Origin of the sequence: Burkholderia sp. BCC1988, from assembly GCF_905339895.1 — a bacterium.
Lineage (GTDB): Bacteria > Pseudomonadota > Gammaproteobacteria > Burkholderiales > Burkholderiaceae > Burkholderia.
The window spans coordinates 267,404-282,703 of the sequence record NZ_CAJPHA010000002.1; the positions used below are offsets into that span (position 1 = coordinate 267,404).

General features: G+C 63.5%; 13 protein-coding genes and 1 pseudogene. 9 read left to right on the top strand and 5 right to left on the bottom strand.

Going from position 1 to position 15,300, the window contains the following annotated elements; translation table 11 throughout:
• Positions 1–271: 271 nt before the first annotated feature.
• From U4012_RS35880 to U4012_RS04110, 3 genes and pseudogenes are all read right to left on the bottom strand, one after another.
• Positions 272–496, bottom strand: a pseudogene (locus tag U4012_RS35880) (DUF5943 domain-containing protein); the annotation flags it as partial.
• A 31-nt stretch (positions 497–527) separates the two neighbouring features.
• Positions 528–1,499: a dipeptidase gene (locus U4012_RS04105; protein ID WP_321796396.1), complete on the bottom strand. Its 972-nt coding sequence runs from the start codon at positions 1,497–1,499 to the stop codon at positions 528–530.
• Positions 1,500–1,555: 56 nt separating this feature from the next.
• Positions 1,556–2,902, bottom strand: coding sequence for an MFS transporter (locus tag U4012_RS04110; RefSeq protein WP_044849019.1), 1,347 nt, complete (start codon positions 2,900–2,902; stop codon positions 1,556–1,558).
• A 199-nt stretch (positions 2,903–3,101) separates the two neighbouring features.
• On the opposite strand from U4012_RS04110, the gene U4012_RS04115 reads away from it, so the two are divergent.
• The 9 genes from U4012_RS04115 to U4012_RS04155 all read left to right on the top strand — a co-directional run bounded on the left by U4012_RS04115 (position 3,102) and on the right by U4012_RS04155 (position 11,019).
• Positions 3,102–3,290, top strand: coding sequence for a hypothetical protein (locus U4012_RS04115; RefSeq protein ID WP_059819600.1), 189 nt, complete (start codon positions 3,102–3,104; stop codon positions 3,288–3,290).
• A gap of 461 nt (positions 3,291–3,751) precedes the next feature.
• Positions 3,752–4,012, top strand: a complete 261-nt coding sequence (locus U4012_RS04120) for a helix-turn-helix domain-containing protein (protein WP_044849018.1) — start codon at positions 3,752–3,754, stop codon at positions 4,010–4,012.
• A gap of 4 nt (positions 4,013–4,016) precedes the next feature.
• Positions 4,017–5,360, top strand: a complete 1,344-nt coding sequence (locus tag U4012_RS04125) for a type II toxin-antitoxin system HipA family toxin (RefSeq protein ID WP_321796403.1) — start codon at positions 4,017–4,019, stop codon at positions 5,358–5,360.
• 241 nt (positions 5,361–5,601) lie between these two features.
• Positions 5,602–6,801, top strand: a complete 1,200-nt coding sequence (locus U4012_RS04130) for a PLP-dependent aminotransferase family protein (protein ID WP_124489285.1) — start codon at positions 5,602–5,604, stop codon at positions 6,799–6,801.
• Positions 6,802–6,811: 10 nt separating this feature from the next.
• Entirely contained in the window at positions 6,812–7,000 is a 189-nt protein-coding gene (locus U4012_RS04135) for a hypothetical protein (RefSeq protein WP_044849029.1), read from the top strand.
• 87 nt (positions 7,001–7,087) lie between these two features.
• Positions 7,088–7,696 (top strand): pyridoxamine 5'-phosphate oxidase family protein, encoded by a 609-nt coding sequence (locus U4012_RS04140; protein ID WP_321796406.1) that lies wholly within the window; start codon positions 7,088–7,090, stop codon positions 7,694–7,696.
• A 172-nt stretch (positions 7,697–7,868) separates the two neighbouring features.
• A complete protein-coding gene (locus tag U4012_RS04145) occupies positions 7,869–9,149 on the top strand; it encodes an epoxide hydrolase family protein (protein ID WP_124571420.1) in 1,281 nt (426 codons plus the stop codon).
• A 287-nt stretch (positions 9,150–9,436) separates the two neighbouring features.
• Positions 9,437–10,480 (top strand): alpha/beta fold hydrolase, encoded by a 1,044-nt coding sequence (locus tag U4012_RS04150; protein ID WP_044849013.1) that lies wholly within the window; start codon positions 9,437–9,439, stop codon positions 10,478–10,480.
• On the top strand, positions 10,480–11,019 hold the full coding sequence (locus U4012_RS04155) for a cytochrome P460 family protein (protein ID WP_321796411.1): 540 nt from the start codon (positions 10,480–10,482) through the stop codon (positions 11,017–11,019). The genes U4012_RS04150 and U4012_RS04155 overlap by 1 nt, the downstream gene beginning before the upstream one ends.
• Positions 11,020–11,175: 156 nt before the next feature.
• Here the strand turns inward: U4012_RS04155 and U4012_RS04160 are convergent, their stop codons facing one another.
• Both U4012_RS04160 and U4012_RS04165 read right to left on the bottom strand, forming a co-directional pair.
• Positions 11,176–12,657 carry a virulence factor gene (locus U4012_RS04160; protein WP_321796413.1) on the bottom strand — a complete coding sequence of 494 codons (1,482 nt, stop codon included), beginning with the start codon at positions 12,655–12,657 and terminating at the stop codon, positions 11,176–11,178.
• Complete coding sequence (locus U4012_RS04165) at positions 12,654–14,966, bottom strand: hypothetical protein (protein WP_321796414.1); 2,313 nt, start codon at positions 14,964–14,966, stop codon at positions 12,654–12,656. Before U4012_RS04165 ends, U4012_RS04160 begins: the two co-directional genes overlap by 4 nt.
• Positions 14,967–15,300: the final 334 nt, after the last annotated feature.

Below are 15,300 nucleotides of genomic sequence, written 5' to 3' on the forward strand. Positions count from 1 at the left end.
GCCCTTCGCCCGCGCACCGGAGTTCGGCCGAATGCGCACGCGGGCCCCTGCTCGCCGTGTCGGGCGCGGTGTCGTTGACCCAGTCCATTGCGCCGGCGAACCAGCCCGCGAACATGTAGCAGAGCTTGCCGTGCTTGTCGGGCTGGGCCAGCACGAAGGACGAGTGATGCAGATGGATGCGCGCGTGCGACGTCGCCGGATCGGCTTCGGCAATGCTGAACACGCCCCAGCCGCGCTGCGACAGCCGCTTCAGATAATGTTCGAACACGGCCATGCCGGCGATGCCGTGCTGCTTCGCCTCCTTGTCGCACCAGTGATAGGCCGACTTGTAGCCGGCCTTGTAGAGAATCGACGCGTAGGCTTCGCGGCCGAGCGCCTCTTCCACGGCGACATGATTGTTCGTGAAGAAATGGCGCGGCACGTACAGCATCGGCAGCGCGTCGGTGGTCCAGACACCGGTGTCCGGATCGACGTCGATCGGCAATTGTGGCTGCATGGCGGGTGCGTGGCGGGTTCGTGTCGTGCGATCAACCGTTCCAGACTTCGCCGAACACCCGCAGCCAGTTCTCGCCCATCACCTTCCTGATGCGCGACTCGCTCCAGCCGGCGCGTTGCATCGCGGCCGTCAGGTTCGGGAATTCGCCGATCGTGCGGATGCCTTCCGGATTGACGACCTTGCCGAAGTCCGTCAGGCGGCGATAGCGGCCCTTGTCGTGCGTGATCCAGTCGAAGAACTCGGTGCTGTAGCCCTGCGTGAAGTCCGTGCCGATTCCGACCTTGTCCTCGCCGATCACGTCGATCACGTATTCGATCGCTTCGAGGTAATCGTCGATGGTCGCGTCGGCGCCGCGTCGCAGGAACGGCATGAACATCGTGACGCCCACGAAGCCGTTCGCCTCCGCGATCTCGCGCAGTTGCTCGTCCGTCTTGTTGCGCGGATGTTCCTTCAGCGCGGACGGGCAGCAGTGCGAGTAGGTGACCGGCTTCTTCGAACAGGCGATCGCGTCGGACGAGGTTTTCGCGCCGACGTGCGAGAGATCCACCATGATGCCGACGCGGTTCATCTCCTGGATCACTTCGCGGCCGTAGCCGGACAACCCGCCATCCGGTTCATAGGAACCCGTGCCGACGAGGTTCTGCGTGTTGTAGCAGAGCTGCACCACATTCACGCCGAGTTCCTTGAACACTTCGATATAGCCGAGGTTGTCCTCGAACGCATATGAGTTCTGGAAGCCGAGGATGATGCCGGTCTTGTTCTCCTTCTTCGCGCGCAGGATGTCGTCCGTCGTGCGCACCAGCGTGAGGATTTCACTGTATTCGCGGATCTGCTGCTTCATCTCCGCGATGTTGTCGATCGTCTTCTGGAAGTCTTCCCACACGGAGACCGTGCAGTTGACGGCCGTGACGCCGCCCTTGCGCATGTCTTCGAACACCGATCGCTCGAAGCGGGAGATGTTCAGGCCGTCGATGATGATGCTGGTGTCGTGAAGGCTCGTCATGGTGTTTCTCCATGCGTTGGTTTAGTCGGCCCCGTTTGCATGAGCGGGGCGTGTACTCAAACCGCGCCTTCGACGCCGCGCTTCGCGGACTGGCCGGTTCTCGCGGTTGCCGGACCTGCATCTTCGAGCGCCGTCTTCGACGTTTCCGGCAGGGACAGGCCGCCGATCATCGCCAGGATCGACACGGCGATCAGGTAATAAGCGGGCGACAGGTTGGTCCCCGTCGCCGAGATCAGCCACGTGGCGACGAGCGGTGCGGTACCGCCGAAGATCGTGTACGCGAGGTTGTACGTGATCGCCGATGCGGTATAGCGCGTTTTCGTCGCGAACACTTCCGACATCAGCGGTGCCGTCACGACGCCCGAGAACACCGCGCCGATCGCAAGCAGCGCGACGCCGGCCAGCGATTGCGACAGCACGCCCGAGCCGCCCAGCGAGAACGCCGGATAAACCGACACGATGATGAAGAGGCCGGTCGTGGCGATCGTCGCGCGGCGGCCGACGAGATCGGAGAAGAAGCCGGCGACCGGGCACAGGGCCGCGGCGAAGAAGAGGGCGAGCACCGTCACCAGGAGCGACGTGCCGCGAGACAGGTGCCCGGCCACTTGAAGGTAGGTCGCGAAATACGTCGTGAACGTGTAGAACGACAGCGCCGTCACGGACACGAACGCACCGAGCTTCAGGATATTCAGCGACTGCGAACGCAGCGTTTCCATCAGCGGCGCATGCGCGATGTCGTGCTTGCCTTCGAGCGCCTGGAACGCGGGCGTTTCATTCAGGTTGACGCGCAGGTACACGCCGATGAGGCCGACCGGTGCCGCGATCAGGAACGGCACGCGCCAGCCCCATTCGACCATCGCCTGCGACGACAATGACGATTCGAGCAGATAGGCGACCACGGCCGCGCAGGCGAACGACGAGAAGGTCGACACCGGCACGAAGCTGCCGAAGAACGCGCGGCGGCGGCGCGGTGCGTGTTCCATCACGTACGCGCATGCGCCGGCGTATTCGCCGCCTGCCGAGAACCCCTGGACGCAGCGGATGATCGTGAGCAGCAACGGGGCCCAGTAGCCGATGCTCGCGTAGGTCGGGAGCAGGCCGATCAATGTGGTCGAGCCGGCCATCATCAGGATCGTCAGCGCAAGCGTGCGCTTGCGGCCGATCCGGTCGCCGATGACGCCGAAGACCAGGCCGCCCAGCGGGCGGAATGCGAAGGCCACCGCGAAGACGGCGAAGGTCTTCAGGAGACCGACCGTGGGGTCGCCGCTCGGAAAGAATTCGCGCGTCAGGATGGTGGCGAGAAAGCCGTATGCGGCGAAATCGAACCACTCGACGAAATTGCCGATCGAGGCTGCGGCGATCACGCGTCGTAGCGTGCTGGTATCGACGTCCTGGGTGGTCATGGTCGTGTCCTCTTCGTAGGTGTGGTTCGGTTCGCGTCGAAAACATCGTAGGGACGCCAATTACGTAGGTCCATACGTGTCAATTACCTAGGTAATCGGGGGCGGGGCGGGGGGCGGCTGCCGGCCGGCATTGCCGGAGTTGAATAAGGGAGCGTGGAGGCTAGACTGGAAGTTCCCCATGCACACCATGGAGGGAGACATGACGACCATCTATGTCGTGAAGACCGGGCTTCAGTTCCTCTGTACCGGCGAGGACGGCGACATCGGCATGGCACCGGAAATCGAAGAAGCGATGTCCTTTCTTTCGTATGAAGAAGCGAAAAAGGTGGCGAGCGAGAACGCCGATCCGGGGTACGAGATCCTGGCGGTCGATATTGTGTGCCGCTGATGGGGAGTTTCGCGGCGAGGGCTCGATGACGGAAGATGCCTCGGGGTCGCGCGCATCCTGGGGCTAGGTGCGGCGTCGCTTCCGTGCGGCCATCAACGCATGTAGTAGATCCGGCGACACACCGCGACACACCGGTAGTCACCTTTGACAACTGCCACGGCCGCGAACCGCCGTGAGGCGCCAACACGTACCTGTCGAAACTCTCCAACGTACTCTATCCATCCGCGCGGCACGGCCGCATCACGTCTCTTAAATCGATGATCGAACCACAAGACCGTGATCGATGGATATCGTTTGTCGATATCGACCGCGGTTAGCCAATCATGTAGCCCTTGGGCTACATCGGTGCCTGTTTTATCAGTTTTTGTATCCCTGAGGATACAAAATCGCAGGTGGCAATTTGTGCCTCTGGGGCTACAATTAAGCCAGGTTCACTCATTTTTGATGCCCCGGGGCTACAAATGACCACATTGTCCGATGTCGGAGAGATGCTGAAAGAAGCGCGCAGCGCGGTGGGGCTTTCCCAGAGAGAACTCGCGGAGCGCGCCGGCATCGCCCGTACGACGCTTGCCCGTATGGAAACGCTTGCACGAGGCGACATGAGCGTATCCGCGCTGGTGCGCCTGCTTGAGGCAGCCGGCTACGATCTGCGCATGGTTCGGCGCGGACATCAGCGCACGCTGGACGATGTTCTGGCCGAACAGCGCAAGACCGAGGACTGACGAGATGCGCCTTAACGTCTATGTCAAAGGCAAGCTTGTCGCTCATCTCAATCGTCAGGCGGACGATTATGCGTTGCGCTACACCGACGATGCGACCGCCGACAACTTTGTCGGCTTGACGATGCCCGTTCGCGAAAATGCATGGGTGTGGCCTCGCGACTTGCATCCCTTCTTTCGCCAGAACTTGCCGGAAGGTTTTCTCCTTCAGGTGATTCGTGAGCAGTTCGGTCCTTATCTGGACGGAACGGACCTTTCGCTACTGGCTGTTATCGGAAGCTCGGGCATTGGCCGCGTGACCGTCTCACCCGAAGGAGGCTCACCAGGCGGCGAGCTCGAACCGGTCGATCTCAAGCGCCTGCTGCACGAGGACATGACGACCGATCACTTCGCAGAACTGGTGCGGTACTACGCTCGCGCGGCGATTTCCGGAGCCGTGCCCAAGTTCCTGGCACCTGAATCCTCATCGTTGCAGACGCCTGTTGGCAAGCAGACACTGCGCACGAGCAGGCACATCATCAAAGGCTCCGATGAGCAAACGCCGTATCTGGGCTTCAACGAACATTACTCGATGCAGGTGCTGGCAAGGCTGGGCGTCGCCCGCGTCGCGAATACCACGATGTCGGACGATGGTCGCGTGCTCGTCGTCGATCGTTTCGACGTGGACGAGCAAGGCAAACCGGCATATGGCGTGGAAGACGCGTGCAGCCTGCTTGGCCTGCCTCCGCACGAGAAGTACCGTCCGTCAATGGAACAGGTTGTCAACGCAACGAAACCATACGTCCACGCTGCAAATTGGAGGCGGCAGGCCGAACAGCTAGGCTGGCTGATCATCACCAACCATGTGGTGCGCAACGCAGACTGCCATGCCAAGAACATCGCTCTCCTGTACTCGGGCATCGATGATGTCCTCTACACCCCCGCCTATGACATCGTCACCACGGAGGCTTACCCGCGCTTTGCGAACAATCCGCCCGCGCTGAGCATCGACGGTCGCAAGACATGGGCGCCGGGAAAGACGCTGGAGCGCTTCTTCAACACCCGGCTCGGCATCCCGCCGAAGCAATATCGCGAGATGGTCGAGGCGATCTGCGATTCGGCCGTGTCCACCGGGAAGGCAGTCGCCGAAGCGGCAAAAAACGACACGCGGTGGCACTGGGTGGCAAAGCAGATGCTGCATGCGTGGAACGAAGGGATGGCGTCGCTACGGAGTGCCAAACCGCAGGCGGCACTGAGGGCGCTCACACCGGTGATTGATGCCGCCGGTTTCTCGGACGCGGACAAGGCCGACAATGGAAGAGAAGTGATCGGGCGCTCGGAATTGCTTGGAGAGCGCGGGAAAGGCGGGTGATGTCGGGTCACCGAGCCGCCGACAACCGGAAACCGGGGGAGTCTGCCGACCTCCCGAGAAGCGGCGAGCGCCGCCCATTTGATGACCAAACCGCAAGACCTAGTGCATAGATATCGTTTGCCGCAGCGTTAATGACTATCGACAATCGTGGCTCGAATTCCCGCTGTTGGCGCCAGAAGTGCCTTGGCGGGCGGCACCCGTCGGCTATCCCGGCCGTCGCTGCCATCCAGCTCACGACGACATGTACGCGTTCACGCCTTCATTCCAGAATCCTGCCGGTTCGCCGATCCGCGAGCTGTTCAAATACCTCTCCGAGCCGGGGATGATTTCGTTCGCCGGCGGTTACCCGGCCAGCGACCTGTTCGACGTCGACGGCCTGAACGCCGCCGCCGAACGCGCATACGCCCAGCCGGTCCGCTGCCTGCAATACGGCCCGACCGACGGCCTCGCCGAACTGAAGCAGCAACTGATCGCGTTGATGGCGCGCCGCAACGTGACGTGCACGCCCGCCGAACTGCTCGTCACGACCGGCTCGCAACAGGGCCTCGATCTGCTATTGCGCGTGATGGTCGGCCCCGGCGACGTCGTGCTGACCGAACAGCCGGCGTACCCGGCAACGCTGTCGGCGATGCGTCTGCAACAGGCGCGCATCGTCACGATCCCCGTCGACGGCGAAGGCCTCGACGTCGACCGCCTCGCGTCGCAACTCGCGTCCGGCGCGATCGCGCAGCCGAAGCTGCTCTACACGGTCCCGACCTTCGCGAACCCGACCGGCGCGACGCTCACGCGCGAACGCCGGCTGAAGCTGCTGCGCCTCGCGGTGCAATACCGTTTCCTGATCGTCGAGGACGATCCCTACGGCGACCTGCGTTTCGCGGGTGAACCGGTGCCGTCGATGCTTGCACTCGCGAACGACGTCGAAGGCGCGCGCGACTGGATCGTGCATTTCGCGAGCCTGTCGAAAATCGTCGCGCCGGGGCTGCGCGTGGGCTGGACGATCGCGCCGGCCGAAATCGCGCGGCGCTGCGTGATCGCGAAGCAGACGGTCGACCTGTGCAGCACGCCGTGGACGCAAGCCACCGCCGCCGAGTATCTCGCCGACGGCGCACTCGAACGCCATCTGCCGCGCATCACGGCGGCCTACCAGCGCAAGTGCGACGCGATGTGCGACGCGCTGCGCGACGGTCTCGGCGACGCGATCACGTTCCATCGTCCCGAAGGCGGGATGTTCGTGTGGGCGCGCATCGGCGCGGTGTCGTCGGACGTGCTGCTGCAGCAGGCGATCGCGAACAAGGTCGTCTTCGTGCCGGGCAAGGCGTTCTTCGCGGACAACGTCGACGCGGCATCGCTGCGGCTGTCGTTCGCCGCGCCCGATGTCGACGCGATCCGGGAAGGCGTGGCGCGCCTCGTGCGCGCGTATGGTGCGGCGCTGGCCGCGTGAGGAGACACACATGAACATGATCATCAACCACACCGCATGGATGGACGAAGCGCCGGGCATGGCCGATATCCGTCCCGTCGCGCACAAGTCGTCGCAGATCAGCGCGGGGCCGCAGTACGTGGCCGACGTACTCGGCCGCTTCGGCGCGGAGTCGACCGACACGCGCGACGCCGCACCGGCCGTCCTCGGCTACAACTGAACCGCGCGGCGGCGGGCCCACAAGGAAAGCCCGCCGCCGAAACGGTTAAGCTGTCGCGATCGAATCGCGCAGGATCGCCACGCCATCATGTCCGACACCGACACCCCCTCCGAATCGCTGACGGAAACGTACGACCGCCTTTGGTCCTGCCTCGAGTCCGGCGTCGGCGCGCAGCGCTCGCCGTTCACGATGCTGCAGGCCGCGACGCTCGGCCTCGATGGTGCGCCGAAGGTGCGCACCATCGTGTTGCGGCAAGTGAGCCGCGCCGATCGCCTGCTGTCGTTCCATACCGATGTACGTTCGGAGAAGGTCGCGGAATTGCGCCGTGACGCGCGTATCGCCATCGTCGCGAACGATCTCGATTCACTCGTGCAGATTCGCGCGGAAGGCGTGGCATCGATCTGCGACGACGAAGCGCAACGTCGCGCGGTCTGGCAATCGAGCCGTCCGCATACGCTGCTGCTGTATCGCGCACCGCTGCGCCCCGGCACGCCGATCGAGTCGCCCGAAGAGGCGCACGTTGCGGCAGGCGCAACCGCAGGCACATCGGCCATCGACGACGGGTACCGGAACTTCTGCCTGCTCCACGTCACGGTGACGCGCATCGACTGGCTCGAACTCGCGCGCAGCGGCCATCGCCGCGCGGTGTTCGACGTGAACGACGACGGCTACGAAGGCCGTTGGGTCGCGCCCTGACGGCCACGTCCGCGTTTTTGCTACAAACGCGTACAAGTCAGACAAATCCCCGATACATCAGATCTTTCAAATGGGCAACGCCGCGTGACCGGCGCGCGCCCGAATGAAAGCGAAGGCGCGCTCCGACGCGCGGCATGTTCACTTTCCACTTCACGAAAGGAGATGCCGAACGATGTCTTCCACACCGTTTTCCCCGACGCGTCGCCACCTGCTGGCCACTTCCGTGGCCGCCGGGGTATCCGCGATGCTGCCCACCGCCGCGCTGCGTGCGGCCACCGGCGGCAACGGCATACGCCCGTTCACCGCCCATATCCCCGACGACGCACTGGCCGATCTGCGCCGCCGCCTTGCCGCGACGCGCTGGCCGGGCCGCGAGACCGTCGCCGACGAATCGCAGGGCGTGCGGCTCGCGCGCATGCAGGCGCTGCTGCGTTACTGGGGTACCGAATACGACTGGCGCAAGGGCGAGGCGCGCCTGAACGGCTTTCCGATGTTCATCACCGAGATCGACGGGCTCGACATTCACTTCATCCACGTGCGCTCGCGGCACGCGAACGCGATGCCGATGATCATGACGCACGGCTGGCCCGGTTCGATCTTCGAGTTGCTGAAGGCGATCGGCCCGCTGACCGACCCGACCGCGCACGGCGCGAGTGCCGACGATGCGTTCCACGTCGTCGTGCCGTCGCTGCCGGGTTTCGGTTTCTCGGGGCGTCCGGCGAAAACGGGCTGGGGCTCCGACCACATCGCGCGTGCCTGGGGCGAGCTGATGGCGCGCCTCGGCTATACGCGCTTCGTGTCGCAGGGCGGCGACTGCGGCTCGGTGATCTCGCACCGGATGGCGATGCAGCGCGTGCAGGGCCTGGCCGGGATTCACGTGAACATGCCGGCGACGGTGCCGCCGGACATCGCGACGCTGCTCCAGACCGACGCGCCGGCACCGGCGTCGCTGGCGCCGAAGGAGAAGGCCGCGTACGAGAAGCTCGCGACGTTCTATCGCGATAACTGCGGCTACTCGGCGATGATGGTCACGCGGCCGCAGACGGTCGGCTACGCGCTCGCCGATTCGCCGTCGGGGCAGGCAGCGTGGATGTACGACAAGATCTCGCAGTGGACCTACAGCGGTGGCGTGCCCGAACGGTCGATCCCGCGCGACGAGATCCTCGACGACATTTCGTTGTACTGGCTGACCAACACGGCGACGTCCGCCGCGCAGATCTACTGGGAGGATCACTCGAACAACTTCAACGCGGTGGACATCTCGCTGCCGGCGGCGATCACGGTGTTCCCCGGCGAGATCTACCAGGCGCCGCGCAGCTGGGCCGAGCGCAGCTATCACAACCTGATCTACTTCAACGAAGTCGACAAGGGCGGGCATTTCGCGGCTTGGGAGGAGCCGGAACTGTTCGCCCGCGAAGTGCGCGCCGGGTTCCGGCCGTTGCGTCGCGCGTAAGCGTGGTTTGACGGGAAAACGCGGGCCGGTAGCGATGCCGGCTCGTGTCGCGCGTCGCGCGCGGCCGACCGCGAACACCCGTTTCCGCCACGATTTTGAATCGCTGTATGTCGTACCCGAACACAGATACGTTGGGATACAAAGCGTCCGGACGGTTCGGATATAAAACCGGTGAAGCGATTCACACGGCGGCGCGGTGCGATGCGCCGCCGCCGTGAATGGCGATACCGCATCGCCCGCACGTGCCGCGGGCCCCTTTCTTACCGATCGACAATGGAGAACGCGTCATGCCTGATACCGTCAACACCCGCCGCCGCCTGATTCTGGGCACGACACTCGCCAGCCTGAGCCTGGCCGACCTCGGGTTCGGCTCGCTGGCGCGCGCGCAGTCGGCGCCCGATGCGTCGACGCCGAAGCGCGCGGCCGGCGCGGCGTCGCTCGGCAAGATCCACCAGATCGACGCGGGCGTGCTGAACGTCGGGTATGCGGATCTCGGGCCGAAGAACGGTCCGGTCGTGTTTCTGCTGCACGGCTGGCCGTACGATATCTACAGCTACGCGGACGTTGCACCGCTGCTCACGGCGGCCGGCTATCGCGTGATCGTGCCGTACCTGCGCGGCTACGGATCGACGACGTTCCGCTCGGCCGACACGGTGCGCAACGGCCAGCAGGCGGTGACGGCCGTCGACATCGTCGCGCTGATGGATGCGCTCAAGATCGACCGCGCGGTGTTCGGCGGCTACGACTGGGGCGCGCGCACGGCCGACATCATCGCGGCACTGTGGCCGCAGCGCGTGAAGGCGCTGGTGTCGGTGAGCGGCTACCTGATCGGCAGCCAGGAGGCGAACCGCAAGCCGCTGCCGCCGCAGGCCGAATTGCAGTGGTGGTATCAGTTCTACTTCACGACCGAGCGCGGCGCGCTCGGCTACGCGGCGAACCGCGACGCGTTCAACAAGCTGATATGGCAGCTCGCGTCGCCGAAGTGGCAGTTCTCCGACGAGACCTTCGCGCGCAGCGCCGCGTCGTTCCAGAACCCCGACCACGTAGCCGTCGTGATCCACAACTATCGCTGGCGCCTCGGGCTTGCGCAGGGTGAAGCGCAATACGACGACATCGAGCGGAGGCTCGCGGCCGGCCCGGCGATCACCGTACCGACGATCACGATGGAAGGCGACGCGAACGGCGCGCCGCATCCGCAGCCGGCCGCGTATGCGAAGAAGTTCACGGGCAAGTACCAGCACCGGACGATCACCGGCGGCATCGGCCACAACCTGCCGCAGGAAGCGCCGCAGGCGTTCGCGGATGCGATCTTGCAAGTGGAGCATCTGTGATGCGGGCACGTACTGCTGGTGTTGTGCATCGCGGCGCGCGCCGTGCACTCGTCGCGGGTGTGCTGCTGGCCGGCGCGCTGGCAGCGAGCGGCCCGGCGGCGTTGGCCGAGCAGCCGAAGCCGGCCGCGTCGCCGATCTACGGCGTGACGATTCCACCCGGCTACCGGAAGTGGGAAATGGTCGCGCCGGCCGAGGAAGCGGCACCGCTCGACGAATTGCGCGTGGTGCTCGGCAACCCCGTCGCGATCCGCGCGCTCGAACAGGCGACGCTGACGTTTCCGGACGGCGCGATCCTCGTGAAGCTCGCGTACAAGCGCAAGCAGTCCGACGAGTTCGCGTCGGCGACGGTGCCCGGCCAGGCGACGACCGTGCAGGTGATGGTGAAGGATTCGCGTCGCTATGCATCGACGGGTGGCTGGGGCTTCGGGCGCTTCATCAACGGCGTGCCGGCCGATATCGGTCAGCATCAGACCTGCTTCGCGTGCCATCAGGCGCGCGTGAAGAATCACGACTATGTGTTCACGCGGCTTGCGCCTTGAGGGGGCGAGCGTGGCGGAACCGGCGAATGCGTGTCGTGTGGGGTACGCCGTTCGCCATTCACCATCGTTCTGATCGCCGGTGCCGAATTGCGGGTGGCGCGGCGGAGCGGCCGAGCGAACCCGGTCGCCAACGATTGCGCCGCCGCGTAGTTTGCGTCACCACGAATAGCCTTGCATGCCGTAATCGGTGTCGTGTCGACGACCCCACCAGGGGAGGTACGCGTTGTTGCCGCCGCGTGCGCGGAACCAGTCTTTGGCGGGATCGATCGGGGTGAGCTTCGATGGTGGTCTGACGACGACGGCGACGGGGTGCTCGGGGTCGGTCGTGCCTGCGACCAAGGCGTTGCCGCCAAAGTGGTTGATCCGGCCGATTGCGAGTGCGACGTCGGTCAATGCGCTGCCGGTTCCCATGTCGCCGAGCAGGGCGGCCGTGTTGAAGGTCTGATTCCTGGGGTCGTATTCCGGAAGGGTTTCAGTCAAGGTCTGCGCGAGCGAGACAACGCGTAACGACGCTGCGTCGTTGGGTACACCTGCGTCGTGGACGATGTAACTCAGGTCCGTAACCGCGACGCCGGCGTTGCGTGCTGCTTCGTCGATCGTGGCTTTCCATGCCTGCACCGTTCGCGTCGTGCCGACCTTCGGCGAAAAATCGTGCGTGTTGCCGGTTGCGGCCTTGCCGATCCATGCGAGCGGTTCGCGCTCGGTGTTGAAGTTCGGGCCGGCGAGAAAAAGCACGACGAGGTTCTCGTTGATCTGCGCATCTGTGGGCGGGAAGTTCGGGGCGTCCCAGTTCATGGCCCATACGGTCTTGTCGGGGTTTTTCTGTAAATAGTCCAGCGCGTTGTTCAGCGATGTGAAGCCGGCGTTTGCACCGCCTTGAGTGATTTGCACGTCGGGAGGTGTGTCGCGGCTCCAAAGCGTCTTCGCTGATGGCGGGCCAATCTCGAAGAAGTTCATCATCCGATCGACCATGCGCGACTTGGCAAAGGCCGGATCGAGTCGGGGCGGAACGGCAGCTTCGACGCGTATGCCGGCGAGTTCGCGCCAATCTTTCTGGCTATCGGATTTCACGGTGTAGAAGTATTTCACGTTGCTGAAGTAACGAGCGCGTAGAAGCAGGATGAATTTGTCGATGTACTTGGCATAGAAGCCGTCGAACGTTTCCTCGCCTTCGTTGCCATATGCGATCCCCGCTACCGATTGCAGGGTGGTAAAGGACTTCGGATCGGTGCGGACCATGTCATCGTTTTTGTTCGGTGTCGCAAGCCCTTGCGTCCACAACGATTGCCATTCGGTCGGGTAATCCATACGTTGCAATGGATTCAACCAGACCAGGCCGACAACCTGAGCGACGAATGGCTTGGCCGATTCTGCGGATCCGACTGCTGTACCTTCCTTCGGATCCCCGATAGGTGCGCCTTGTGCTGAACGCATCATGGCCGTAGTGAACGCAAAAACCATAGCCGCAGTCAGTGCGGGCACGACAAAAAAGCGTTTCATCCAATCTCCGATTTCCAAATGCGCAGGGTCAGGTTGTTCTACGTGCGCCATCAGCCAGGCCATGAGAGCGGTGGTGATCAGCCAGACACAAATAGCGATAGCGATACGTCGCGGCCATGTAGCGATCAGCATCTTCATACGGCCCCCCCAACCTTTAAGTAAAACCGACCTTCACGCTCATTCGAGATTGCGGCCGGCATCTCGCCTTCGCTTTTCTCTGCGTGTACCCATTCCTGGAGAGGCGTTCTAGCGAAAGAGCCAGACGCAAAATAGTCGGCATACTTCTTGTTCGGGGTGTCTTTGGGTATCCCATCGCCCATCCGCCAATCAGCCTCAATGCGCAGCGATTTGAGCTGTTTTTCCGTCAAGTAGCACAGGCCCACGGCCACGTCATACGCAAGCGCCTTTTCGGCATGCTCGGGGTTGGTCATCGTCGTTGAGTGATTCGTCGGGCTGTTGGTCGCGCCGCGATCGAGCCAATCGACAATCTGTTTGTCGCGCCATTCCTTGTAGCCTTCGGGCATCGCGCTTTTGCCGTCCTCGCCGATCACGTGGCCGTCGCCGTCGAGCCATTCCCTGTTCAGCGTTCGTCGCGCTTCCATCCGCATCAACGCGCGGTCCTCATAACGCTGCCCGGCCTCCGTGCCTGCCGTACCCTGCGCGACGCTATCCGTGTTCTTCGGCTGGTACTGGTCGTACGGATCATCGGCCCGCTTGTCTGCGTCGCTCTTGTTCGCGTCGCGCCAAGCAGCCGGCGGATCGTTGCCTTCGTTGAAGTCGCTTGTCGCATCGCCGTCCTTCGTCTCGACGGGTTTACCGAATCGCATCGCCTTCGGCGGGAACGGCTCGTCGAGTTCCGGCGCATCCGCCACCACCGTCCAACCCTTCGGCGGGTCAGCGTTCACGCGGAGCATGTTCAACGCCGAACTGATGCCAGTCACGACGAACATGAGCGGCGCGGTCGCCAGCGTTGCGGCTATCCCCAGAACGCTTTCGTTTCCTTTGAGCGCACCGATCAGATTGAATTTGGCCGGCGGTGACGGCGGATACCAGAATCCCGGCTTCGTTCCCTTCTTGTCATATCGCCAATCGTCTTCCCAGTACCGGTAGGGTTTCTGAACGCCGACCGGAAAGCCGGATGCGAATACACGCTGAGTCAGGATGCCAGCGGCACCGATATCGTCGAGTTCGTGCTTGCCGATACCGCGCCAGCCGATGCCTTGAACCGTCACCGCCGAAATCACCTGATCGTGCGGACAGCAATACGCGGTGACGCGGCCATACGTCGATTCATTCAGCCCGTGCCTCGCGCGATCCTCTTGCGCCGCATAAGACCGCTTACTCGTCGGCGATACCCGCTCGTTCTCCATGTCCTCATCGATTTTGTGGGCAGGCTGTTCGTAAGCCTTTCGAGCGCCGATAATCGAGAGGAATTTGCCGAATGTCTTCGTGCGCGCGGCGTAGGTTTGTCGTCCACGCCGGCCGCTGCCGTCTTTCGTCGCGCGCTGCGACCATGTATCCATGAATGTGTCGGACTTGTTCGGGCCGTCGGCATTGGCGAGACTGTACGGCGCGTTCGCCAGCACGTAGGCGTCTGCCACGCAGTGGCCCGTGCGCCCCCACGGATCTTCGACATCGGGAAACGCGTCGCCGAAGAACGCTGCCGTGAGACCGACGATGTTGCCCTGGCTGTGACACACGACGGTAATCGGCACGTCGGCCTGCATGCGGCGGATCGACTCGATCAGTCTGGCCAGTCGCAGCGCCGCGAGCACGCCATACGCACGCGGCGGCGCGCGATACAGCGGCCGATTGGTTGGGTTGACGCCTTGCACGGTCATCCACCCCATCGTTCGATCATCCAGCCCGCCGTGCCAAAGATCGGGCAGGCTGGCACAGCCGTTCGTGAACGGGCCGCCGCCCCAATAGTCCTTCTCGTTCAGGAAGATCTTGTCGCCGTACTCCTTCAATTCCGCAGCTGTCGCGCGATAGCCCCAGCGGAAATGAATGACGGGCGAGAACGACGGCTCGGGCTTGATGTAGTTGCCGGACCAGAGCTTCGGATTGAGAAACCCATCCGGCGTCACACTCTCCGTGTACTTCGCGGGCGTCAACTGTCCGGCATCGATACCGTGATACATCATCTGATCGTCCAGACGTCCGAGCCGGCGATTCAGACCGGCGCACAGCCCTTCCTCCGAGGCCTCGAACCATTCGCCCTCCGAGTTCACCCCATGCACGAAGATCACGATACCGGGCAAGGGCAATTGCTTGATGCAGATGAGCGGCGTGTTCTTCGCAAACATCGTCACGCCTTCGCCCCGGCCGACGACGATCGGCGGCGGTGCCGGCCGATATGCGGGCGCGTCCGGCGCAGCCGCGTGCGCGACGGGTTCGTCATTACGCGTTTTCGCTTCCGATCGAGAATCGAAAATTGAATCGGTCATCCAGACTCCTCAACATGCGGGATGCGTTCCACCACCATCGGACCGACACGGAGTGAAAAGATAAGTGTCCGAATCAAGAGGGAAACATGATCAGGCGGCGAGCATACTGAATCGGCGCGCGTGAAAGACGCGGTCGCCCGAAAACTCCGCGCGGAGGCCGTGATAACGGACACGGATTGTCAGAATGTGTTTCAGGCCCGAATCGGTCGCATGGCTTCGTTGTTGACGTAGTGCGTGGCCTTGCGATCCGCTGTCATCCGACAGGCGACCATCCGGCGAATCAGCCTCATGACACAGCTGCGCATGACATCGCGTCCGTACTTGGAAGCGCTCG

What these genes read in the sequence shown, in the direction of transcription:
- U4012_RS04105 (WP_321796396.1), bottom strand. Translation starts at nt 1,499, where the DNA reads ATGACGAGCCTTCACGACACCAGCATCATCATCGACGGCCTGAACATC.
- U4012_RS04110 (WP_044849019.1), bottom strand. Translation starts at nt 2,902, where the DNA reads ATGACCACCCAGGACGTCGATACCAGCACGCTACGACGCGTGATCGCC.
- U4012_RS04115 (WP_059819600.1), top strand. Translation starts at nt 3,102, where the DNA reads ATGACGACCATCTATGTCGTGAAGACCGGGCTTCAGTTCCTCTGTACC.
- U4012_RS04120 (WP_044849018.1), top strand. Translation starts at nt 3,752, where the DNA reads ATGACCACATTGTCCGATGTCGGAGAGATGCTGAAAGAAGCGCGCAGC.
- U4012_RS04125 (WP_321796403.1), top strand. Translation starts at nt 4,017, where the DNA reads ATGCGCCTTAACGTCTATGTCAAAGGCAAGCTTGTCGCTCATCTCAAT.
- U4012_RS04130 (WP_124489285.1), top strand. Translation starts at nt 5,602, where the DNA reads ATGTACGCGTTCACGCCTTCATTCCAGAATCCTGCCGGTTCGCCGATC.
- U4012_RS04135 (WP_044849029.1), top strand. Translation starts at nt 6,812, where the DNA reads ATGAACATGATCATCAACCACACCGCATGGATGGACGAAGCGCCGGGC.
- U4012_RS04140 (WP_321796406.1), top strand. Translation starts at nt 7,088, where the DNA reads ATGTCCGACACCGACACCCCCTCCGAATCGCTGACGGAAACGTACGAC.
- U4012_RS04145 (WP_124571420.1), top strand. Translation starts at nt 7,869, where the DNA reads ATGTCTTCCACACCGTTTTCCCCGACGCGTCGCCACCTGCTGGCCACT.
- U4012_RS04150 (WP_044849013.1), top strand. Translation starts at nt 9,437, where the DNA reads ATGCCTGATACCGTCAACACCCGCCGCCGCCTGATTCTGGGCACGACA.
- U4012_RS04155 (WP_321796411.1), top strand. Translation starts at nt 10,480, where the DNA reads ATGCGGGCACGTACTGCTGGTGTTGTGCATCGCGGCGCGCGCCGTGCA.
- U4012_RS04160 (WP_321796413.1), bottom strand. Translation starts at nt 12,657, where the DNA reads ATGAAGATGCTGATCGCTACATGGCCGCGACGTATCGCTATCGCTATT.
- U4012_RS04165 (WP_321796414.1), bottom strand. Translation starts at nt 14,966, where the DNA reads ATGACCGATTCAATTTTCGATTCTCGATCGGAAGCGAAAACGCGTAAT.